This window comes from Agromyces kandeliae, from assembly GCF_009674665.1.
Classification (GTDB): Bacteria; Actinomycetota; Actinomycetes; order Actinomycetales; family Microbacteriaceae; genus Agromyces; species Agromyces kandeliae.
In genome coordinates this window covers 85930-105847 of record NZ_WKJD01000016.1, presented here as the reverse complement: position 1 = coordinate 105847, position 19918 = coordinate 85930, and the positions used below count along the sequence as shown (strand labels likewise).

Annotated in this window: 18 protein-coding genes, 1 tRNA gene and 1 pseudogene; 13 read left to right on the top strand and 7 right to left on the bottom strand. The window is 74.4% G+C overall.

Features of this window, described 5'->3' with window-relative positions; genetic code table 11:
• Positions 1-15: 15 nt before the first annotated feature.
• Together GJR97_RS10700 and GJR97_RS18780 are read left to right on the top strand one after the other, a co-directional pair.
• Positions 16-888, top strand: coding sequence for an N-acetylneuraminate synthase family protein (locus tag GJR97_RS10700; RefSeq protein WP_154346466.1), 873 nt, complete (start codon positions 16-18; stop codon positions 886-888).
• Positions 885-1973, top strand: a pseudogene (locus tag GJR97_RS18780) (DUF6716 putative glycosyltransferase); the annotation flags it as partial. The gene GJR97_RS10700 and the pseudogene GJR97_RS18780, both read left to right, overlap by 4 nt.
• A 288-nt stretch (positions 1974-2261) precedes the next feature.
• Here the strand turns inward: GJR97_RS18780 and GJR97_RS10695 are convergent.
• A complete protein-coding gene (locus tag GJR97_RS10695; protein ID WP_154346465.1) occupies positions 2262-2798 on the bottom strand; it encodes a gamma carbonic anhydrase family protein in 537 nt (178 codons plus the stop codon).
• 100 nt (positions 2799-2898) lie between these two features.
• Complete coding sequence (locus tag GJR97_RS10690) at positions 2899-4218, bottom strand: APC family permease (RefSeq protein ID WP_324613399.1); 1320 nt, start codon at positions 4216-4218, stop codon at positions 2899-2901.
• 85 nt (positions 4219-4303) lie between these two features.
• On the opposite strand from GJR97_RS10690, the gene GJR97_RS10685 reads away from it, so the two are divergent.
• Positions 4304-4798: a YbaK/EbsC family protein gene (locus GJR97_RS10685; protein WP_154346464.1), complete on the top strand. Its 495-nt coding sequence runs from the start codon at positions 4304-4306 to the stop codon at positions 4796-4798.
• Between the two features lie 30 nt (positions 4799-4828).
• On the opposite strand, the gene galK is transcribed toward GJR97_RS10685, so the two are convergent.
• Together galK and galT are read right to left on the bottom strand one after the other, a co-directional pair.
• On the bottom strand, positions 4829-5989 hold the full coding sequence (galK, locus tag GJR97_RS10680) for a galactokinase (RefSeq protein ID WP_324613398.1): 1161 nt from the start codon (positions 5987-5989) through the stop codon (positions 4829-4831).
• Positions 5986-7143, bottom strand: coding sequence for a galactose-1-phosphate uridylyltransferase (gene galT / locus GJR97_RS10675; protein ID WP_324613397.1), 1158 nt, complete (start codon positions 7141-7143; stop codon positions 5986-5988). The genes galK and galT overlap by 4 nt, the downstream gene beginning before the upstream one ends.
• A gap of 83 nt (positions 7144-7226) precedes the next feature.
• Here galT and GJR97_RS10670 point away from each other — a divergent pair, with 83 nt between their 5' ends.
• Both GJR97_RS10670 and GJR97_RS10665 read left to right on the top strand, forming a co-directional pair.
• The gene (locus GJR97_RS10670) at positions 7227-8042 is read left to right on the top strand and encodes a DeoR/GlpR family DNA-binding transcription regulator (protein ID WP_154346463.1); all 816 of its coding nucleotides are present in this window, start codon (positions 7227-7229) and stop codon (positions 8040-8042) included.
• Positions 8043-8052: 10 nt separating this feature from the next.
• Positions 8053-8979 (top strand): aldose 1-epimerase family protein, encoded by a 927-nt coding sequence (locus GJR97_RS10665; RefSeq protein ID WP_154346462.1) that lies wholly within the window; start codon positions 8053-8055, stop codon positions 8977-8979.
• Between the two features lie 30 nt (positions 8980-9009).
• On the opposite strand, the gene GJR97_RS10660 is transcribed toward GJR97_RS10665, so the two are convergent.
• Together GJR97_RS10660 and GJR97_RS10655 are read right to left on the bottom strand one after the other, a co-directional pair.
• Positions 9010-10188 carry a MarP family serine protease gene (locus GJR97_RS10660; protein ID WP_154346461.1) on the bottom strand — a complete coding sequence of 393 codons (1179 nt, stop codon included), beginning with the start codon at positions 10186-10188 and terminating at the stop codon, positions 9010-9012.
• Positions 10189-10359: 171 nt separating this feature from the next.
• Positions 10360-11025 (bottom strand): fasciclin domain-containing protein, encoded by a 666-nt coding sequence (locus tag GJR97_RS10655; protein ID WP_154346460.1) that lies wholly within the window; start codon positions 11023-11025, stop codon positions 10360-10362.
• A gap of 172 nt (positions 11026-11197) precedes the next feature.
• Here GJR97_RS10655 and GJR97_RS10650 point away from each other — a divergent pair, with 172 nt between their 5' ends.
• From GJR97_RS10650 to GJR97_RS10625, 6 genes are all read left to right on the top strand, one after another.
• Positions 11198-11884, top strand: coding sequence for a DedA family protein (locus GJR97_RS10650; RefSeq protein WP_154346459.1), 687 nt, complete (start codon positions 11198-11200; stop codon positions 11882-11884).
• Between the two features lie 112 nt (positions 11885-11996).
• Positions 11997-13349 (top strand): adenylate/guanylate cyclase domain-containing protein, encoded by a 1353-nt coding sequence (locus GJR97_RS18775; protein WP_154346458.1) that lies wholly within the window; start codon positions 11997-11999, stop codon positions 13347-13349.
• Positions 13350-13531: 182 nt separating this feature from the next.
• A complete protein-coding gene (gene sigK / locus GJR97_RS10640; RefSeq protein ID WP_154346919.1) occupies positions 13532-14122 on the top strand; it encodes an ECF RNA polymerase sigma factor SigK in 591 nt (196 codons plus the stop codon).
• Entirely contained in the window at positions 14119-15009 is an 891-nt protein-coding gene (locus GJR97_RS10635; protein WP_154346457.1) for an anti-sigma factor, read from the top strand. Before sigK ends, GJR97_RS10635 begins: the two co-directional genes overlap by 4 nt.
• A 67-nt stretch (positions 15010-15076) precedes the next feature.
• On the top strand, positions 15077-16126 hold the full coding sequence (locus GJR97_RS10630; protein WP_154346456.1) for an LLM class F420-dependent oxidoreductase: 1050 nt from the start codon (positions 15077-15079) through the stop codon (positions 16124-16126).
• Positions 16127-16450: 324 nt separating this feature from the next.
• Positions 16451-17905, top strand: a complete 1455-nt coding sequence (locus GJR97_RS10625; RefSeq protein WP_154346455.1) for a phytoene desaturase family protein — start codon at positions 16451-16453, stop codon at positions 17903-17905.
• A gap of 27 nt (positions 17906-17932) precedes the next feature.
• On the opposite strand, the gene GJR97_RS10620 is transcribed toward GJR97_RS10625, so the two are convergent.
• Positions 17933-18005 (bottom strand) — tRNA-Lys (locus GJR97_RS10620).
• Between the two features lie 99 nt (positions 18006-18104).
• On the opposite strand from GJR97_RS10620, the gene GJR97_RS10615 reads away from it, so the two are divergent.
• On the top strand, positions 18105-18743 hold the full coding sequence (locus GJR97_RS10615; protein ID WP_154346454.1) for a DNA-directed RNA polymerase subunit beta: 639 nt from the start codon (positions 18105-18107) through the stop codon (positions 18741-18743).
• Between the two features lie 236 nt (positions 18744-18979).
• Positions 18980-19867 carry an aminodeoxychorismate lyase gene (locus GJR97_RS10610; RefSeq protein ID WP_154346453.1) on the top strand — a complete coding sequence of 296 codons (888 nt, stop codon included), beginning with the start codon at positions 18980-18982 and terminating at the stop codon, positions 19865-19867.
• The last annotated feature ends 51 nt before the right edge of the window (positions 19868-19918 follow it).

Genomic DNA, 19918 nt, shown 5'->3' with positions numbered 1-19918 from the left:
CGAAAGCGAGCCACCTTGTCCCTGCGCATCGGCCACGCCGCCATCGGCGAGTACGAACCCGCCTACGTCATCGCCGAGATCGGCCTGAACCACAACGGCGACGTCGAGATCGCCAAGCGCCTCATCGAGGTCGCCGCACGCGCCGGCGCACAGGCGGTGAAGTTCCAGAAGCGCACGCCCGACCTCTCGACGCCCGAGCACATGAAGCTCATGCCGCGCGAGACGCCATGGGGCACGATGACGTACCTCGACTACCGCCACCGGGTCGAGTTCGGTCGCGACGAGTACGCGGAGATCGCGCGGCACGCCGCCCTGCAGGGGCTCGACTGGTTCGCCTCGCCGTGGGATGTCCCGGCAGTGGCCGACCTGGAGTCGTACGGGGTCGTCGCGCACAAGGTCGCGTCGGCGTCGGTGACCGACCTCGAGCTCCTCGAGGCGGTCCGCGACACGGGCAAGCCCGTCATCCTCTCGACCGGCATGTCGACGCTCGACGAGATCGACCGTGCCGTGACCGTGCTCGGCACCGAGCGCCTCGTGATCATGCACGCCACGTCGAGCTACCCGATGCCGTCCGAGGAGGCGAACCTCCTCATGATCCCGGCGCTGAAGCGACGCTTCCCGGGCGTGCCGGTCGGCTACTCGGGTCACGAGCGCGGCCTGCAGATCTCGATCGCCGCGGTCGCCCTCGGTGCGGTCGCCGTCGAGCGGCACGTCACGCTCGACCGCACCATGTGGGGGTCCGACCACTCCGCCTCGCTCGAGCCGCAGGGCCTCGAGCACCTCGTGCGCGACATCCGCATCATCGGCGAGGCCCTCGGCGACGGCGTCAAGCGCGTCTACCCGGGCGAGGAGGCCCCGAAGGCCAAGCTCCGCCGGGTGCCCGCGTGACGGGTGCCCCGAGGCCGGCGGCTCCCGGGACGGATGGCGTGGCGCGGCGCCTGCTCGTCGTCGGCGACTCCGACTCGTACGTCAAGTGGGGCGCGGCGCTCGCCTCGACGCTGCCCGGCGAGTGGACGTCGCGACTCGTCGTCGTCGCCTCGCCGGTGCAGCCGAGCGAGCGGCAGCTCGGGCACGCGCTCGACGGGACGCGCTTCGCGCCCGCCGACGTGCGGATCCTGCCGCTCGACGGGCGGGCGGGCCTCCCGGGGCTGGACGACGAACTCGACGCCTTCGATCCGCACGCGGTGCTGCTCGCGCTGCGCGGCCCGTTCGTCCGGGTGGTCGCACCGCGGCTGCTCGGGCGCCGGAACCGTCCGGTGCTCGTGAGCGGATTCCCGGGCCTCACCATCCCGGCCGTCCCGAAGGCCGTCGTCTACCGCGAGCAGACCGACCTGATCGTGCTGCACAGCCGCCGCGAGGTGCGCGAGTTCCGTGCCAACGCCGAGGACCTCGGCGTGGACCCCATGTTCGGGCTCGCGACGCTGCCGTTCCTCTCGAGCGTCGACTCGACGGATGGCACGGCTCCGCCCGGAACGGACGTCATCTTCGCGGCGCAGGCGAAGGTCCCCGTCGGTCCCGATGAGCGGATGCTCGTCCTCTCCTCCCTCGCGGGGCTCGCCCGACGGCGGCCCGACCGACGCGTCGTCGTCAAGGTCCGCGCCCGCGCGGGCGAGGCGCAGACGCACGCGGAGGCGCACGACTACGCCGGACTGATGGCCCGTCTCGGCGCCGCAGATGGCGTCCCGCCGAACCTCGTCGTCGAGGACGGGCCGATGGCGGCCCACCTCGCGCGCGCAGGCGCGCTCGTGACCGTGAGCTCGACGGCCGCGCTCGAGTCGATCGCGCTCGGCCTCCCGACGCTGCTCCTCGACGACTTCGGGGTCTCGCCGGCGATGATCAACACGGTGTTCGAGGGCGCCGGGCTGTTCGGGTCGACCGACGACCTGGCGGCGGGGCGCTTCCGGCTCGCCGAGCCCGCCTGGCTCGAGGACAACTACTCCCACGGCCGAGACGCCGACGACTGGGCGGCGCGGCTCGCCGCGCTCGTCGAGGCGCGCGAGATCGTGCCGCTGCCCGGCATCGAGCGGCGACACGACCTGTCGGGAGGCGCGCTCCGCTCCGCGTTCGAGCGGCGCCGCATGCTCGGCGAGCACGATCGGAGCCTCACGGGCGCGCTCGCCTGGGGCGTGGGCGTGCCGGCTCGGGGGATCGTCCGACGCGTGCGGCGCGCGCGGCGCCGACTCGCGCGAGCGCTGGCCGCCGTGGCTGCGGCGGGCGCGGCCGGGGGCGGGGCATCCGCCGCCGGGACCGGGACGGCCGCCTCAGTCGACCCGGGTCGCGTGCCGGGCGACGTGCGCGAGGTACGCCTCGGCGTTGCGCCGGATGCCGGCCTGCTCGTCGGCGGTGAGTTCGCGCCGGACCTTGCCGGGGACGCCCGCGACCAGTGAGCCGGGCGGCACCACGGTGCCCTCGAGCACCACGGCACCGGCCGCGACGAGGGACCCAGCGCCGATCACCGCACCGTTGAGGATCGTCGCACCCATGCCGATGAGGCAGTCGTCCTCCACGGTGCAGCCGTGCAGCACGGCGCGGTGGCCCACCGAGACGCCTGCGCCGATCGCGACGGGGTAGCCGGCGTCGACGTGGCAGACCACGCCGTCCTGCAGGTTGGAGCGCTCGCCGAGCGCGATCGGCTCGGCCTCGGCGCGCAGCACCGCGTTGTACCAGACGCTCGACTGCGCGGCGAGGCGCACGTGCCCGACGACGACGGCGCCGGGCGCGACGAAGGCGGTCGGATCGAGCTCGGGCGCGGGCACGTCGGCGAGCGCGAGGATGCGGGCGGAGGCGTCGGCGGTCATGCCGCCAGCCTATTCCCGGCTGCTGCGGCCCGATCGAACGGATCCCATCCGCACCGTCGCGGGGCCCGAGCGGTGCAGTCGGCATCCCCTCGACACCGGGCTAGTCCTCGGGAGTGCCGGAACGCCGTCCGACGGCGAGGCGGATGCCGCGCACGGCGGCGCCCAGGGCGAGGACCGCCACGCCCGCCGCGATCGACGCGACCGGGAGCGTGACGACGAGCACGACGCATCCGACCGCCCCGAACCACGAGAGCCAGCGCGGCACGAGCCGTTCGCCGGCCGGCTGCGTGATGGCCGAGGCGTTCGCCACCAGGTAGTACAGCAGCACGCCGAACGACGAGAAGCCGATCGCGCCGCGGAGGTCGGCGACGAGCAGGAGCACGATGACGGCGGCGCCCGTCGCGAGCTCGGCGACGTGGGGCACGCCGAACCTCGGATGCACCGCCGTCAGCTGGCGGGGCAGTTCGCCGTCGCGCGCCATCGCGAGGCTCGTGCGGCCGACGCCGGCGACGAGCGCGAGCAACGAGCCGAGCGCGGCCACCCCCGCAGCGATGCGGACGACGGGCTCGGCCCAGAGCCACCCGGCGACCGCGACGACGTCGACGAGGGGGGCGACGGATGCCGCGAGCGCGTCGGACCCGAGCGCGCCCACCGCCGCCGTGCCGACGAGGGCGTACACGACCACGACGACCGCGAAGGCGACGCCGATCGCGCGAGGGATCGTCCGGCGGGGCTCGCGCACCTCCTCGCCGAGCGTCGCGATGCGGGCGTAGCCGGCGAACGCGAAGAAGACCAGGGCGGCGGCCTGCAGCACGCCGTAGACGTCGAGCGCGCCGGGCGCGGCGTCCGTCACCTGCAGGGATGCCTCGGGCGCGGTGCCGCCGACGCCCCATCCGACGCCCGCGACCGCGGCGAACCCGGCGGCGACGACCACGACGAGCACCGCGAGCACGGCCGAGACGATCACCGAGGCGACGCGCGCGGTGCGCGTGACGCCGAGCACGTTGACGCCGACGAGCACCACGACGGCGGCAATGGCGACCGGTTTCTGCCACGCGAGCGGTACGAGGTAGGCGGCGGCGGTGAGCGCCATCGCGGCGCAGCTCGCGGTCTTGCCGATGACGAAGCCCCATCCGGCGAGGAACCCGGGCCAGGCGCCGAGCCGCTCGCGCCCGTACCGGTACGCGCCGCCGGCCTCGGGGTACCGCACGGCGAGCTGCGCGGTCGACCCCGCGTTGGCGAACGCGACGGCCGCGGCGATCGCGAGCCCGGCGAGGAGCCACCCGCCCGCGGCCTGCGCCGCCGGCGCCCACACCGCGAACACGCCCGCGCCGATCATCGCGGCGAGCCCGATCGCGACCGCGCCGCGGAGCCCCAGACGACGGGCGAGGCGGTCGTGCGGCGAGGGGGAGGCGGTCACGCTCGAACCCTACGGCAGCGCGGCGGACGCCCGGGGCGACGACGGGCGACCGGATGACGCGGCATCCGCTCGTAGGATCGGAACCATGACCGCCGAGCCGACCGCCGCCCCCTCGCACGCCGCCGTCGACCGCGTCGCCGCCGCACTCGCAGCCGACGGGATCGAGCCGCGCATCGTGTGGTTCGACGACGCCGTCACGACCGCCAAGCTCGCCGCCGACGCGCTCGGCGTCGAGGTCGGCCAGATCGCGAACTCGCTCGTCTTCACGCTCGACGACGAGCCGATCCTCGTGCTCACCTCCGGGGCGCACCGCGTCGACACCGCGTGGCTGGGCGCCGAGCTCGGCGGAACGATCGGCCGCGCGTCGAAGGATGTCGTGAAGGCCGCGACCGGGCAGGTCATCGGCGGGGTCGCCCCGGTGGGGCACCCGGCGCCGGTGCGCACGTTCGTCGATGTCGACCTCGCCGGCTACGACGAGGTGTGGGCCGCGGCGGGTCACGCGAAGACGGTGTTCCCGACCACGTTCGACGAGCTCGTCCGCATCACGGGCGGCACGCCCACCGCGGTCGAGCCCGGCTGAGCCGGGGCGCGCCGCCGCAGGGCCGGTCGATCAGGCGTCGCGCCGCGCGCCCTGCGCGGCGTGCACGGTGAACACGCCCGGCTCGCGGAAGCCGTGCTCGGCGAACGCCTCGACGACCTTGCGCGCGACGACGGGAACGAGGTCGTCGATCACGAGCGCGATCGCCGCACCACCGAAGCCGCCGCCCGTCATGCGCGCCCCGATCGCGCCGTTCGCCTGGGCGGTCTCGACCGCGAGGTCGAGCTCGGGCACCGAGATCTCGAAGTCGTCGCGCATCGACACGTGCGAGGCGTCGAGGAGCGGCCCGATCGCGCCCGGGCCCAGCTCCCGGAGCGTGCGCACCGTGTCGAGCACGCGCTGGTTCTCGGTGACGACGTGCCGCACGCGGCGGAAGGTCTCGTCGTCGAGCAGGTCCTGCGCGCGGTCGAGGTCGTCGACGGCCACCTCGCGGAGCGACGCCGCGCCGAGCGCCGCGGCGCCCGCCTCGCACGACGCCCGCCGGGCGGCGTAGCCGCCGGTCGCGTGGGCGTGGCTGACGCGCGTGTCGATGACGAGCAGCGACAGGCCGGCCTCGGCGAAGCCGAGCGGGATGACGTCGGCGTCGAGGCTTCGGCAGTCGAGGAACACCCCGGAGTCGGCCTCGCCGAGAAGCGACGCGGACTGGTCCATGATCCCGGTGGGTGCGCCGACGACGCGGTTCTCGGCGAGCCGCCCGACCTTCGCGAGCGTCGGGCGGTCGAAGCCGAGCCCCCAGTGCTCGTCGAGGGCGAGCGCCACGGCGCACTCGATCGCCGCCGACGACGAGAGGCCGGCGCCGACGGGCACGTCGGAGTCGATGTGCAGGTCGACGCCGCGCACGTGCGCGAGGTCGGCGCCGGACTCGCCGAGCGCCCAGACCACGCCCAGGGGGTACGCGGCCCAGCCGCTCACGGCGTCGGGGGTCAGCTCGTCGAGGTGCACCTCGATCGTGTCGGGCGAGAACGTCGACGAGACCCGCACGACGCGGTCGTCGCGGTCGCCGAGCGCGACCGTCGTGCGGCGGTCGATCGCGAACGGGAAGACGAAGCCGTCGTTGTAGTCGGTGTGCTCGCCGATCAGGTTCGCACGGCCGGGGGCCGACCACACGCCGGCGGGGCGGCGGCCGTACTGCTCGGCGAAGAGGTGCTGGGCGGAGGCCACGGCGTCGGTCACAGGACAACTCCTTCGATGGCGGTGCGCAGCGCGGCGGCCTGCGTCTCGGGCGGGACGTCGCCGATCCAGGCGCCCATGGCGGCCTCGGACCCGGCGAGGTACTTGAGCCGATCGGCGGCGCGGCGCGGGCTCGTGAGCTGCATGGTGAGCCGGACGTCGTCGCGGTGCTCGTGCACCGGGGCCTGGTGCCAGGCCGCGATGTACGGCGTGGGCGTGTCGTAGAGCCGGTCGACCCCGCGGAGCAGCCGCAGGTAGACGCGCGAGAGCTCGTCGCGCTCCTCGGCCGTCGTCTCGGCCAGGTCGGGCACGTGCCGGTTCGGCACGAGGTGGATCTCGACGGGCCAGCGCGCCGCGAACGGGACGTACGCGGTCCAGTGGTCGGCGGCGAGGAGCACCCGCTCGCCGGAGCGCTCGCGCTCGAGCACGTCGGCCTGGAGCGTGGACCCGTAGGCGTCGATCGCGGCGAGCAGCCGCTCGGTGCGCGGGGTCACGTAGGGGTAGGCGTAGATCTGGCCGTGCGGGTGGGGGAGCGTGACGCCGATCTCGCGGCCGCGGTTCTCGAACGGGAACACCTGCTGCACCCCCGGGAGCGCGGACAGCGCAGCGGTCCGGTGCGCCCAGGCCTCGATGACCGTGCGGGCGCGCGAGACCGACTGGGTGCCGAACGAGCCCTCGTGCTCGGGGCTGAAGCACACGACCTCGCAGCGGCCGTGGGAGGGCAGGCGGCGGCCGATGCCGACCGAGCGCACGTCGTCGAGGGCGGATGCCGCGGCATCCGTCGTGCCGTCGGCCGGCCACTCGGGCAGGTCGGGCCCGAACGAGGGCGAGCGGTTCTCGAACACGGCGACGTCGTAGGTGCTCGGGATCTCGGACGGGTTCGTCTGAGTCTGCGGCGCGAGGGGGTCGGCGTCGGCCGGCGGCAGGAACACGCGGTTCTGCCGTGCGGCGGCGATCGAGACCCATTCGCCCGTCAGCGGGTCCTGCCGCATCTCGGCGATCGCGGGGCGTGGGTCGAGGGCGCGCGCGTCGACGGCGCGCTCGGGCGGGAGCGTCGTGTCGGCGTCGTCGAAGTAGAGGAGCTCGCGGCCGTCGGCGAGCGTCGAGCGACGCACGGCGATGCGCGGGTCGAGGAGGCCGGGTTCGGTCTGGTGCACGGCGCCACGGTACGCGATTTTCGTTTGAGAAACAAGAGGGTTTCGTATTGCAAAGTCGGTTGCCACGCCCCACACTGGTCCTCATGCAGCCCGATGCCGCACACCGCCGCAGGCTCACCGCCGACCTCGTCGCCGAGCGCGGGTTCGTCCGCGTCGTCGAGCTCAGCGAGTCGTTCGGCGTCACCCCCGTCACCGCGCGCGCCGACCTCGACGCGCTCGAGCGCGGAGGCCTCGTCCGTCGCGTCCACGGCGGCGCCGTGCCCTCGGGGGCGGGTGCCGCCGAGCCGCGGCCCGAGCGCGAACCGAGCTTCGAGGAGGCCCTCGCGTCATCCGTCGTCCCCAAGCAGCTCATCGGCGAGCGAGCCGCGGCGCTCGTGCGGAGCGGCCAGAGCGTCATCCTCGACGTGGGCACGACGACGCTCCAGGTCGCCCGGGCGCTCCGCGCCCGCGACGACCTCGACGACCTGACGATCTTCACCAACGGCCTCTCGATCGCCCTCGAGCTCGAGTCGGAGATCCCGCGGTTCACCGTCATCGTGACGGGCGGGACGCTCCGCCCCCGCCAGCACTCGCTCGTCCACCCGCTCGCGGGCTCCGTGCTCGACGAGGTGCACGTCGACCTCGCCGTGATCGGCTGCAACGGCGTGGACCCGGGGCTCGGCGTGACGAACGCCAACCTGCCCGAGGCATCCGTCAAGTCGCTCATGCTCCAGCGCGCCGCGCGCGCCGTCGTCGTGGCCGACGCGTCCAAGCTCGGCGAGGTCCACCTCGGGCGCATCGCCCCGGTCGACGCGTTCGACGCGCTCGTGACGGATGCCGCGGCCCCCGGCATCCTCATCGGCGAACTGCGCGACGCCGGACTCGACGTCCTCGTCGCCCGACCCGCCGACGCGCCATAGGGTGGTGTGCATGAATCTCCCCACGGGCGATCAGTTCGAGCTCGAGACGACCACCTCCACGGGCGATGTCCGCGCGACGATCACCGCCGTCGCCGCAGGGCTGCGCACCCTCACGATCAACGGGATCGACCTCGTCCCGCCGTACGGCGAGGACCAGACGCCGCCCTCGGGCTCGGGCATCGTGCTCGTGCCGTGGCCGAACCGGATCCGCGACGGCGTGTGGCGCCACGGCGAGCAGACGTACCAGCTCGCGATCACCGAGCCCGCGAGGCAGAACGCGATCCACGGGCTGCTCCGGTACGCCGAGTACGTGCCCGTCGAGCAGGACCGCGACTCGGTCACGCTCGCCGCGACGATCTTCCCGCAGCTCGGCTACCCGTTCCTCGTGCGCACCGCGGTGCGGTACGAGCTGGTCTCCGACGGGTTGAAGGTCACGCACTTCCTCGAGAACGTCGGCGGCGAGCCTGCGCCGGTCGCGGTCGGGACCCACCCCTTCCTCAAGATCGGCGGCGTGCCGACGGAGGACCTCGTGCTGCGGCTCGACGCGGCCAGCCACCTCGAGGTCGACGACCGCCTGCTGCCGACCGGCGAGGTCCCCGTCGACGGCACCGAGTGGGACTTCCGCGAGGGGCGCCGCGTCGGCGACGTCGACCTCGACGACGCGTTCGGCGAGGTCGCCTCGGTCGACGGCACCGTCGAGCACACGCTCGCGGCCCCCGACGGCCGGACGGTGTCCGTGTGGGCCGACGACGAGTTCGCGTACGTGCAGGTCTACACGACCGAGAGCTACCCCGGGGAGAGCCGGGCGATCGCGGTCGAGCCGATGACCGCTCCCGCCGAGGCGTTCAACTCGGGCAAGGGGCTGCGCTGGCTCGACCCGGGCGAGCAGTGGGAGGTCAGCTGGGGCATCCGCTTCGCCGGCTTCACCGCCGAGTGACCCACTGCCCCCGATCTGTGCTCGGCCGCGTCAGAACGCGCAGCTGCCCGAGTCGACGCGGTCGCTGAGCGACGGCGCCTCGTCGGCGAGCGGCCCGAGCGTGCCGACCGGAACGGCGAAGCCCACGTTGTCGACGGTCTGCGACTTCGCGAACACCACGCCGCCGACCTCGCCGTCGCCCGTGAGCACGGGGCCGCCCGAGTTGCCGTGGTCGACCTCGGCCGCGAGCGTGACGACGTCTCGCGAGGTCGTGTCGCCGTCGATCGAGATCGTGATCGGCCCGTTCGCCATGACCCGCGCCGGTCGCAGCTCCAGCGGACCGCCGAACGGGTAGCCCGCGACGGCCACGTCGGCGTCCGCACCCGGCGAGTCGGCGATGGCGAGCGGCGCGACGTCCAGGCCGTCGACGGCGATCACCGCGAGGTCCACGTCGGGATCGAACGCGACGACGCGGCCCGCGACCGGGCCGCGGCCCGGCGCCTCGACCATCGGCTCGGTGACGCCGGCGACGACGTGCGCGTTCGTGACCACCCGGTCGGGCGCCACCACGAAGCCCGATCCGGTGAGGTTGCCGCCGCACTCGAAGGCCAGCCCGGTGACCCTGACGACGGATGCCGCTGCCGCGTTCAGCTCGGGATCGTCGACGCCGCCCGACGGCAGCTCCGGCGCGACCGTCGGCCCGTCGAGGACGCCGGTGAGCCACGGGATCGCCTCGCCGAACGCCGCGGTGCGGAGTTCGGCCATGAGCGTGCGCGCCGGCTGCGGCGTGACCTGGTCGATGCCGCGGACCACCCAGGAGCCCGCGACCGCCGGCGAGACGACGGGGACGCCCATCGAGCCGACGCCCGAGGCGACGAGCGCGACGACGAACGCGGTCACCATGGTGTTCACGATCGCGCCGAGCACCCGGTCGATCGGTCCGAGCTTCACGGTCTCGGCGCCCCGGCCGAGCGCGCGCCCGATCGCGCTGCCGATCGAGACGCCCGCGACGAGGAGCAGCACGGCGACCGCGATCGCGATCGGCGCGCGCCACTCGGGCGCCGCGACGAACGACACCACCCACGGCATCGCGAGGTACGCGGCGATGCCGCCGCCCACGAGGCCGAGGAGTCCGCCGAGGGTCCGGAGCAGGCCGGCGCGCCATCCGTGCACGAGCGCGCCGATGAGGACGAGCACGAGCAGGATGTCGAGGACGAGGCTCCAGGTCATGCGGGTTCGCTCCGATCTGCCGGACGACCAGCCTGTCGCATCCGCCTCGGAGCGCGCTGTGGGTGCGCCGGCGCCCGGCTCGGGCGCCGTGCGCGCCGGGACCGACGCCGACGGCCCCTCCAGCGTGCCGGAGGGGCCGTCGGTCGCGGGGTCGGTGCCCGCGGTGTCCGCCTACTGCGGCATGAGCACCGAGTCGATGAGGTACACGGTCGCGTTCGCGGTCATGACGCCGCCGCAGATCACGTTCGCGTCGTTCACCATGAGCTCGTCGCCCGAGCCGGTCACCTCGACGGTGCCGCCCTGGACGGTGGTCTGCATGCCGACGACCTCGTCGGGCGCGAGCTGCCCGGGCACCACGTGGTAGGTGAGGATCGAGGTCAGCAGTTCGCTGTCGCCCTGCAGGGTCTCGATCGTGGCCGCGTCGATCTCGGCGAACGCGTCGTCGACGGGTGCGAAGACGGTGAACTCGTCGCCGTTCAGCGTGTCGACGAGGTCGACGTCGGGGTTGATCCCGCCAGAGACCGCCGCGACGAGCGTCGTGAGCAGCGGGTTGTTCGAGGCCGCCACGGCGACGGGGTCCATCGCCATGCCCTCGACCGAGCCGGCGCCGTCCGGCACCTGCTCGGCGTACCCGGCGCATCCGGGGCCGACCAGGTTCGCCGCCGGGTCGGCCATCGTCTCCTCGGTCTCCATGGGCTCCTCGCTCATCGAGGTCTCGTCGTCGGTCGCGGGCTCGTCGGTCGTGCCGGCGCTGCAGCCGGCGAGGCCGAGCGCGGCGACGGCCACGATCGAGAACGCCGCCAGTGCGGTGCGGTGCGTGCTGCGCGTGGATCGCATCGGTCTCCTCCTTGGATGGTGCGGCCCGCTCTCGGGCCGTCGTGTGGGGTTCGGGGCGGCGTGCGCGACGGTTTGGTCCGGCCCGGCCCGGGCGTGTCGGCGGTGCCGGATGCCGCGGCGAGCGACCGCGCGATCAGGTTCCGTTCACCCGGCATCCCATAGCCTCGACACCATGACGACGACCCTCATCGCCGCCGCCGAACCCGAACTCACCGGCCTCGCCGCCTGGGCCGTCGACCTCATGGAGACCCTCGGCGCCCCGGGCGCGGGCCTCGCGATCGCGCTCGAGAACCTGTTCCCCCCGCTGCCGAGCGAGGTCATCCTGCCGCTCGCGGGGTTCACGGCCAGCCAGGGATCGTTCTCGCTCGCCGAGGTGCTGTTCTGGACCACCCTCGGCTCGGTCGTCGGCGCCCTCGCGCTGTACTCGGTCGGCGCGCTGCTCGGGCGCGAGCGGACGCGCGCGATCATCAAGGCCGTGCCCCTCGTCGACGTCGCCGACGTCGACCGCACCGAGGAATGGTTCACCAGGCACGGGAAGAAGGCGGTGTTCCTCGGGCGCATGATCCCGCTCTTCCGCAGCCTCATCTCCGTGCCGGCGGGCGTCACCCGCATGAACCTCGCGCTGTTCCTCGTGCTCACCACGACGGGCAGCCTCATCTGGAACACGGTCTTCGTGCTCGCGGGCTACGTGCTCGGTGAGAACTGGGCGGTCGTCGAGCCCTGGGCCGACGGGTTCCAGGTGGCCGTGATCGTCGCCGTCGTGATCGCGGTCGGCGCATTCGTGGCGAAGCGGGTCGTCCGCAATCGCGAGCACCGGCGCCGTGTGGCGGCCGGCCAGGAGACCCGCGGCGGCATCTGAGCCCGCCACTGCCGCTCCGGGGTCGCGGCCTCATGTCACCCGTGCACCGGCGAGCCCTTCCGGACTACCCTGATCGCGTGGGCAGCCCCCGAGGTCGTCGCGGAGCCGGAACGTGATCCCGGCCACCCGGTACGCCGGTCGGAACGGCGTCGACCTCGCCTACAAGGTGTTCGGCGAGGGCGACCGCGACATCGTGCTCTCGTTCGCGTTCATCTCCAACGTCGACGTGTTCTGCGAGCTGCCCGAGCACCTCGAGTTCATCGAGCGGCTGAGCGGCCTCGGCGCTCGGGTGATCCTGTTCGACAAGCGGGGCACCGGGCTCTCGGATCGCGGCGGCCTCGACGCGAGCCTCGAGGACCACGCCGACGACCTCGCCGCGATCCTCGACGCGGCCGGCAGCAGGCGGGCGACCATCATCGGTTGGTTCGACGGCGGCGCCACCGCGCTCGTCACCGCGGCGCGGCACCCCGAGCGCATCGACGCGGTCATCGCCTACGAGGTGCTCGCGGTCGGTCACGCCGACGAGGACTTCCCCTGGGAGCTGGACGCATCCTGGATCGCGAGCCTGATGGCCGGCCTCGACGCGTCCGAGTGGGGTCGCGGGCTCGTCGTCCGGCAGTTCTGGCAGGCCGAGGGCGCCGACCGACTCGTCGCGTGGTGGGAGCGCTACGAGAGCATGTCCGCGACGCCGACGGCCGCGCGGCGGCTCGCCGAGGCCATCGTCCGGCTCGACATCCGGCCGTACCTCGCGGAGGTGCGCGCGCCCGTCCTCGTGCTGCACGACACCGCGCTCGAGGCGATCGACGAGGCGCCCATCCGATGGCTCGCCGACGCGCTCCCCGAGGGGCGGCTGCAGCTCGTGCACCGGTCGTCGGCGCTGCCGGCGATCCTCCCCGACAGCGCGCTCGTCGACGAGATGGAGGAGTTCCTCACGGGCAGCCGCAGCGGTGGGCGGCGCGACGTGCTCACGACCGTGTTCACCGACATCGTCGGCTCCACGGCCGCGCTCGCGCAGACCGGCGACGAGCGCTGGCGCAGCATCCACGCCGCGCACGACGAGGCCCTGCGGCGCTCGATCGCCCGATTCTCGGGCACGGAGGCCAACACCACCGGCGACGGGATCGTGGCCACCTTCGCCCTGCCGTCGTCCGCGCTGCACTTCGCCACCCAGGCGCTCGAGTCGGCCGCCGCGCTCGACCTCGAGCTGCGCGTCGGCGTCCACTCGGGCGAGCTGATCATGCGGGGCGACGACCTCGTCGGGCTGGCCGTGCACGCGGCGGCACGCATCTGCGCGGCCGCCGACCCCGGGCGCATCATGGTGAGCGACACGGTCCGCACGCTCCTGCTCGGACTCCCGTTCGCCTTCGAACCCGCCGGCGAGCGCGACCTGAAGGGCGTGCCGGACCGGTGGCGGCTCTGGTACTGCGTGGACGGGCCGGACGGCACCGAGGCGCGGCGGGCCTGATCCCCGCGCCGACGGCACCGCTCCGTCGACGGCCCCGCCAATCCCGGCGGCGTCCCGCACCGAATCACCAGCGACCCTCCCCGCCACCGCAGGAGCACCGAATGACCCTCGTCCAGGCGCCGCCCCCGGTGACGCTCCGCGCCGCACCCGCGGCCGCGCGGCGTCGACCGGCTCGGTCTGACATGCTGGAACGCGTGACGGACGGCGAGCACGGGCCCGCGGCATCCGACCCGACCCTCGACGACCTGCTGGTCGCCACGGGTGTCGGCGATCGGGCCGCGTTCGGCGCGCTGTACGACCGCACCGCGGCCCGGATCCTCGGCCTCGTGCGTCGTGTCGTGGTCGACCCGGCCCAGGCCGAGGAGGTCGCACAGGACGTGTTCCTCGAGGTGTGGCAGACCGCACCGCGGTTCGAGGCCGCGAGGGGATCCGCGATCTCGTGGATGTTCACGCTCGCGCACCGGCGCGCGGTCGACCGGGTGCGCTCCGCGCAGTCGGCCCGCGACCGCGACGCCCGCATCGGGGCGCGCGACCTGGACGTGCCGGTCGACAGCGTCGCTGAGGCGGTCGAGGTACGGCTCGACCACGAGCGGGCGCACGTCGCGCTCGCCGAGCTCAGCGACCTGCAGCGCGAGTGCGTCACGCTCGCGTACTACGGCGGGCTGACGCAGTCCGAGATCGCCGAACGGCTCGACGTCCCGCTCGGCACCGTGAAGACGAGGATGCGCGACGGCATGATCCGCCTGCGGCGCGTGATGGGGGTGAGCACATGACCGACGCCGAGTCCCCGGCGCGTCGGGAGCCCGACGACTTCGACGCGCTGCTCGCGGCCTACGCGCTCGACGCGGTGACCGAAGAGGAACGTGCGATCGTCGAGGCCCGCCTGGCGGAATCGCCCGAGCTCCGCGCGGAACTCGCGGCGCACCTCGAGGCGGCCGCCGTGCTCGCCGACGCCGCTCCGCCCGTCGCGCCGCCGCCGGCGCTCAAGGCGTCCGTCTTCGACCGCCTCGACGACGTGCCGCAGGTCTCCGCCGCGGGCGCCACCGCGCCCGGGGGGCCGGCCCCTGCCGCGCCGGGAGCCGAGCCGCCGGGAGCCGAGCCGCCGGGAGCCGAGCCGCCGGGAGCCGAGCCGCCGGCCGCATCGACGGCCGACGAGCGCGAGCCCGGGGCATCCCTCGCCGGGCCCGCCGAGCGCGCCGCCCGCCGACGCTGGTTCCAGCGCCCCGGCGTGGTCATCGCCGCGGCCGCGGCCGCCGTGCTCGTCGTCGCCGGCGCCGTGGTCGGCGTGAACTGGCCGGGGCCGGCCGGGTGGGGAGCGCAGCGTTCGGTCCAGGCGATCGCGGAGGCCCCCGACGCCGAGTCGGTCACGGTGCCGTCCGCCGAGGGCGGCGAGGTGACGATCGTGTGGTCCGAGGAGCTCGGTCGATCCGCGGTGCGCGCGTCCGACCTGCCCGACGTCGGCTCGGCCTCGACCTACGAGCTCTGGTACATCGACGAGGCCGGCGCTCGGCCGGCGGGAACGTTCGACCCGGACGCGGGCGCGGCCTACGTCGTGCTCGAGGGGGAGTTCACCCCCGGGGTCGTCGTCGGGATGACGGTCGAACCGGCGGGCGGGTCCGAGGCGCCGACCACCGACCCCATCGTCGTCGTCGAGACCTGATCGGTTCGGCTAGGGTCTGAGAGGGCTGCGCGCCCCCACCTCCACCCCCGACGACGAGGAGTGACGCATGCGCATCGGCATGTTCCTGAGCTACGCAGGCGGCTTCCGCGAGGCCGCCGCCGAGGTCGCCGAACTCGAGCGCGCCGGAGTCGACCTGGTCGTCGTCCCCGAGGTCTACTCGTTCGACGCGGTGAGCCAGCTCGGGTTCCTCGCGGCCCGCACCTCGCGCATGACGCTCATGAGCGGCATCCTGCAGCTCTACACCCGCACGCCGTCGCTCACGGCGATGACCGCGGCCGGCCTCGACTACGTCTCGGAGGGCAGGTTCGAGCTTGGCATCGGCGCCTCGGGGCCGCAGGTCATCGAGGGCTTCCACGGCGTGCCGTACGACGCGCCCCTCGGTCGCATGCGCGAGATCGTCGACGTGTGCCGCATGGTGTGGCGTCGCGAGCGCGTCGTCCACGAGGGCAGGAACTACACGATCCCGCTCGCGGCGGGTCGCGGCACGGGCCTCGGCAAGCCGCTGAAGCTCATCAACCAGCCGGTGCGGGAGCGGATCCCGATCACCATCGCATCGCTGGGCCCGAAGTCGGTCGAGCAGACCGCGGAGATCGCGGAGGGCTGGCTGCCCATGTTCTTCCACCCGGAGCGCGCAGCCGACGTGTGGGGCGCGTCGCTCGAGGCGGGCCGCGCGCGCCGGGCGCCCGAACTCGGAGCGCTCGACGTGTTCGCGAGCCCCGCGCTCGCGATCACCGATCGACCCGAGCTGATCGAGGCGGCGATCGCGGCGGTCAAGCCGAACCTCGGCCTCTACATCGGCGGCATGGGCGCGCGGGGCAAGAACTTCTACAACGACCTGATCGCGAGCTACGGGTTCGCGGCGGAGGCCGAGCGGATCCAGGACCTCTACCTCGACGGCCGTCGCGACGAGGCGGTGGCCGCGGTGCCCGACGAGCTCGTCCGCGCGATCTCGCTCATCGGGTCGCCCGCCGAGGTCGCCGAGCGCGTCGACGCGTTCGCGCGGGCCGGCGTGACGACGCTGAACGCGACGCCGCTCGGTCGCGATGCCGGCGAGCGACTCGCGCTCATGTCGGGACTGCGCCGCATCGTCGGCTGACCGGAGCCCTGCGCGGTCGCGGGGTGGCCGAGCCGCCCCCGGCCGGATCGGCACCGCACATCGCGCGGCCGCGCCGCCATGCGGCGTCGACCCCCGTTCGAGGGTGTTCCCAGCACCCGGTCGCGGACGTACGCTCGGTGCACCGCACGAGGCAGTGCGGAAGGGGACACCTGGGGAGGAGCCGCCGCGTCGGGGCATCGGGGCCCAGCACGTCCCCGGATTCCCCCACGGCGGTGCCCCGGTCCGCCGCTCGCCGTCGACGCACCGGTCGCGTGACATCATGGTGCCGAACGCGCAGCGCACGCACGCGGACGGGGAGGTCGGATGGCCCGGGGTGACGCCGTCGACGCGATCGTGGTGGGATCGGGCCCCAACGGGCTCGCCGCCGCAGTCACCCTCGCCCGCGCCGGGCTCTCGGTCCGCGTCCACGAGGCGGCGGCGGAACCGGGGGGAGGCGCCCGCACCGCGGAGCTCACGCTGCCCGGGTTCCGTCACGACGTGTGCTCGGCCGTCCACCCGATGGCGCTCGCGTCGCCGTTCTTCCGCGCCTTCGGGCTCGAGCGGCGCATCGAGCTCCGGGTGCCCGAGCTCTCCTTCGCCCACCCGCTCGACGGCGGACGGGCGGGACTCGCCTGGCGCGACTTCGACCGGACGGTCGCGGGGCTCGGCCGCGACGGCCGCGCGTACCGCCGCCTGCTGGCACAGCTCGTCGCGCACGAGGCGGCCGTGACCGAGTTCACCGGGTCGACGCTGCTGCGCGCGCCGCGGCATCCGCTCGTCGCCGCCGGGTTCGGACTGCGGGCGCTCGAGCAGGGCACGCCGGCGTGGAACCTGCGATTCCGGGGCGACGTGGCACCGGCGATGCTCACCGGCGTCGCCGCGCACGCGATCCGACCGCTGCCGAGCCTCGGGACCGCCGGCACGGGCCTCGTGCTCACCACGCACGCGCACGCGCGCGGCTGGCCGATCCCCGTCGGGGGCAGCGGTGCGATCGTCGCCGCCCTCGTCGACGACCTCGTCGCGCACGGCGGCGAGGTGGCGACGGATGCCGCGGTCGACGACCTCGCGGCGCTGCCGCCGGCCCGTGCCGTCCTCCTCGACGTCACCCCGCGCGCGCTCGCGCGCCTGGCGGGCGACCGGCTGCCGGCCCGGTACCGCCGCGCACTCCGCGGATTCAGGTACGGCAACGCCGCAGCCAAGGTGGACTTCGCGCTCGCGGGGCCGGTGCCCTGGGCGGATCCCGCGGTGGCAGGCGCGGGAACCGTGCACCTCGGGGGCACCCGGGAGGAGATCGCCGCGGGCGAGCGCGACGTGGCGCGCGGGCGGCATCCGTCGTCACCGTACGTGCTGGTGTCGCAGCCGTCGACGCTCGACGAGTCGCGCGCGCCCGAGGGACGGCACGTGCTGTGGACGTACACGCACGTCCCCGCCGGCTCGACGCTCGACCCCACCGAGGCGGTCACGCGGCAGGTCGAGCGCTTCGCGCCGGGATTCCGCGACCTCGTGCTCGCGTCGTCGTCGCGCTCGGCCGAGCAGATGCAGGCGGAGAACCCGAACTACATCGGCGGCGACATCGCCTCGGGCGCCCCGTCGCTCGCACAGCTCGTACGTCGCCCCGTGCTGTCGCCGGACCCGTGGCGCACCCCGCTCGCGGGCGTCTACCTCGCGTCGGCCTCGACGCCGCCCGGCCCGGGCGTGCACGGCCTCGCCGGCTGGCACGCGGCCGCGAGCGCCCTGCGTCACGAGTTCGGGCTCGGGATGCCGCGGCTCGCGCCGTGACGGCCATCGCGTCGGCGTGAGGATCGGTGGGCCCCGTCGGGCTCGAACCGACGACCCGCGGATTAAAAGTCCGCTGCTCTGCCAACTGAGCTAGAGGCCCGCCTCCAGCGTACCGCCCGCGACGGCGACGATTCCGCCGACCGCGGAACGCCCGCCCGACCGTGGGCGGTTCCCGGCCGGCGGGGGTATCGTGTCCGCGATGACCGCAGACTTCCACCGCCCCACGCGGTTCCCGCCGCGCATGTTCGAGGGGTACCTGGGCGCCGAGGACCCGGCGTACGTGAGCCGTGTCGCGCACGACACCGCCGCAGCGGTGCTCTCGCGTGTGCGGGAGGACCCCGACCCCGAGGTGGTCGCCCGCCTCGTGTCGTACACCGACGAGCACGGCATCGACGCGATCGCCGAGCTGTGGTCGCAGGCGTCGCCGAAGAGCCTGCCGGGCGCGCTCTGGCGCATCTACCTGCTGCGGACGATGATCCGGCAGGATGCGCAGGGGGTCAGCCTCGCGTTCCAGCGCGGCGCCGAGGTCTCGCGCACGATCGACCAGGTCGTCGCGGGCGCGCCGACCCCGGCCGGGCCGGCGGAGGTGCGCGAGCTCGCCGACACGATCCTGCGCGGCGTGTTCTCGGGCGACTTCGCCGCGGCGCTCGAGCGCGCCACCGCGTTCTGCCGGGTCGCCTCGGCCGGCTTCGCGAGCCTCGCCGACGATGCGGATGCCGCGGACGCCGCGCATCCCGACCGGCCGGGAATCCTCACCCAGCGTGCGCTGCGGCTCTCCTCGCTCGCCGAGGAGCTCGCGGCGTGCGCGCGCCTCTGGCGTCACGACAGCCTCGACTGAGTGCGTCGCGGCGTCGTTCGACTCGACGGGGAATAGACCCGCGGTCGACCTCGTTTAGACTGTTCGTGGCCGGTCGCAGTAACCCCGGGCTCCAATATTCGCCGCTCCGAGCGGCCTCGCGCCGAGAGGCGTTCTGCGGCCGGCCATCTTCCTGCCCGCCTGCACGCGGGCCCGGCGAACGAGGCATGGACGCCTGGGCCGGCACGTCACCGGTCCGCTCGGCGTAGCATCGAGGAATGGCCGACACCGTCTCGTTCCTCGTCGACCCGCTGCCCGTCGATGCGTCGCCGGAGTTCCTCGAGGCGTCCTTCCGCGAGATCGAGCCGGGATCCGGCGCGCTCGCCGTGAACGACCTCGCGCCGCACCGCGGCGACGGCGTCTTCGAGACGCTCGCGATCGTCGACGGGCACGTTCAGGAGATCGGGCCGCACCTCGCCCGCCTGGCGAACTCGGCGCGCCTCACCGAACTGCCGGAGCCCAACCTCGAGCAGTGGTCGCTCGTCATCCGCCGCGCTGCCGAGCGGGTCCCGGCCGAAGGCGAGTTCGCCCTCAAGATCGCGCTCAGCCGCGGGGTGGACCCGGGCACCACGCCGACGGGCTGGGTGCACATCACGCCCGGCGCCGACTTCCAGGCCGCGCGGGAGCGCGGCATCCGCGTCGTCAGCCTCGACCGCGGCGTGTCGCGCGGCGCGGGGGAGCGAGCGCCGTGGCTGCTGCTCGGCGCGAAGACGCTGAGCTACGCGGCGAACATGGCGGCGATCCGCGAGGCCAAGCGCCGCGGAGCCGACGACGCGCTGTTCACCTCGTCGGACGGATTCGTCCTCGAGGGGCCGACGTCGAGCGTGATCGCGCGGCTCGGCGACGAGTTCGTCACGCCGCCGCCCGCCGCCGGCATCCTGCACGGCACGACCCAGCGCAGCATCTTCGCGCACCTCGAGCGGCAGGGCCGCACGGTCGCCTACCGCGACCTCACCCTCGACGACCTCAGGCGAGCGGATGCCGCGTGGCTGGTGTCGAGCGTGCGCATGGCCGCGCCGATCGTCGAGCTCGACGGCGAACCGCTCGCCGTCGACCTCGAGGAGACGGCCGCGCTGAACGCGTACCTCCTCAGCCCGCGCGACTGACGGTCGACCGACCGTCGCGCCGCCGACGAACGACCTCCGGCCGACGGACCA

Bases quoted from the DNA above. Each gene is read 5' to 3' on its own strand.
- GJR97_RS10695 (WP_154346465.1), bottom strand. From the start codon at position 2,798: ATGACCGCCGACGCCTCCGCCCGCATCCTCGCGCTCGCCGACGTGCCC.
- GJR97_RS10685 (WP_154346464.1), top strand. From the start codon at position 4,304: ATGACCGCCGAGCCGACCGCCGCCCCCTCGCACGCCGCCGTCGACCGC.
- GJR97_RS10670 (WP_154346463.1), top strand. From the start codon at position 7,227: ATGCAGCCCGATGCCGCACACCGCCGCAGGCTCACCGCCGACCTCGTC.
- GJR97_RS10665 (WP_154346462.1), top strand. From the start codon at position 8,053: ATGAATCTCCCCACGGGCGATCAGTTCGAGCTCGAGACGACCACCTCC.
- GJR97_RS10660 (WP_154346461.1), bottom strand. From the start codon at position 10,188: ATGACCTGGAGCCTCGTCCTCGACATCCTGCTCGTGCTCGTCCTCATC.
- GJR97_RS10655 (WP_154346460.1), bottom strand. From the start codon at position 11,025: ATGCGATCCACGCGCAGCACGCACCGCACCGCACTGGCGGCGTTCTCG.
- GJR97_RS10650 (WP_154346459.1), top strand. From the start codon at position 11,198: ATGACGACGACCCTCATCGCCGCCGCCGAACCCGAACTCACCGGCCTC.
- sigK (WP_154346919.1), top strand. From the start codon at position 13,532: ATGCTGGAACGCGTGACGGACGGCGAGCACGGGCCCGCGGCATCCGAC.
- GJR97_RS10635 (WP_154346457.1), top strand. From the start codon at position 14,119: ATGACCGACGCCGAGTCCCCGGCGCGTCGGGAGCCCGACGACTTCGAC.
- GJR97_RS10630 (WP_154346456.1), top strand. From the start codon at position 15,077: ATGCGCATCGGCATGTTCCTGAGCTACGCAGGCGGCTTCCGCGAGGCC.
- GJR97_RS10625 (WP_154346455.1), top strand. From the start codon at position 16,451: ATGGCCCGGGGTGACGCCGTCGACGCGATCGTGGTGGGATCGGGCCCC.
- GJR97_RS10615 (WP_154346454.1), top strand. From the start codon at position 18,105: ATGACCGCAGACTTCCACCGCCCCACGCGGTTCCCGCCGCGCATGTTC.
- GJR97_RS10610 (WP_154346453.1), top strand. From the start codon at position 18,980: ATGGCCGACACCGTCTCGTTCCTCGTCGACCCGCTGCCCGTCGATGCG.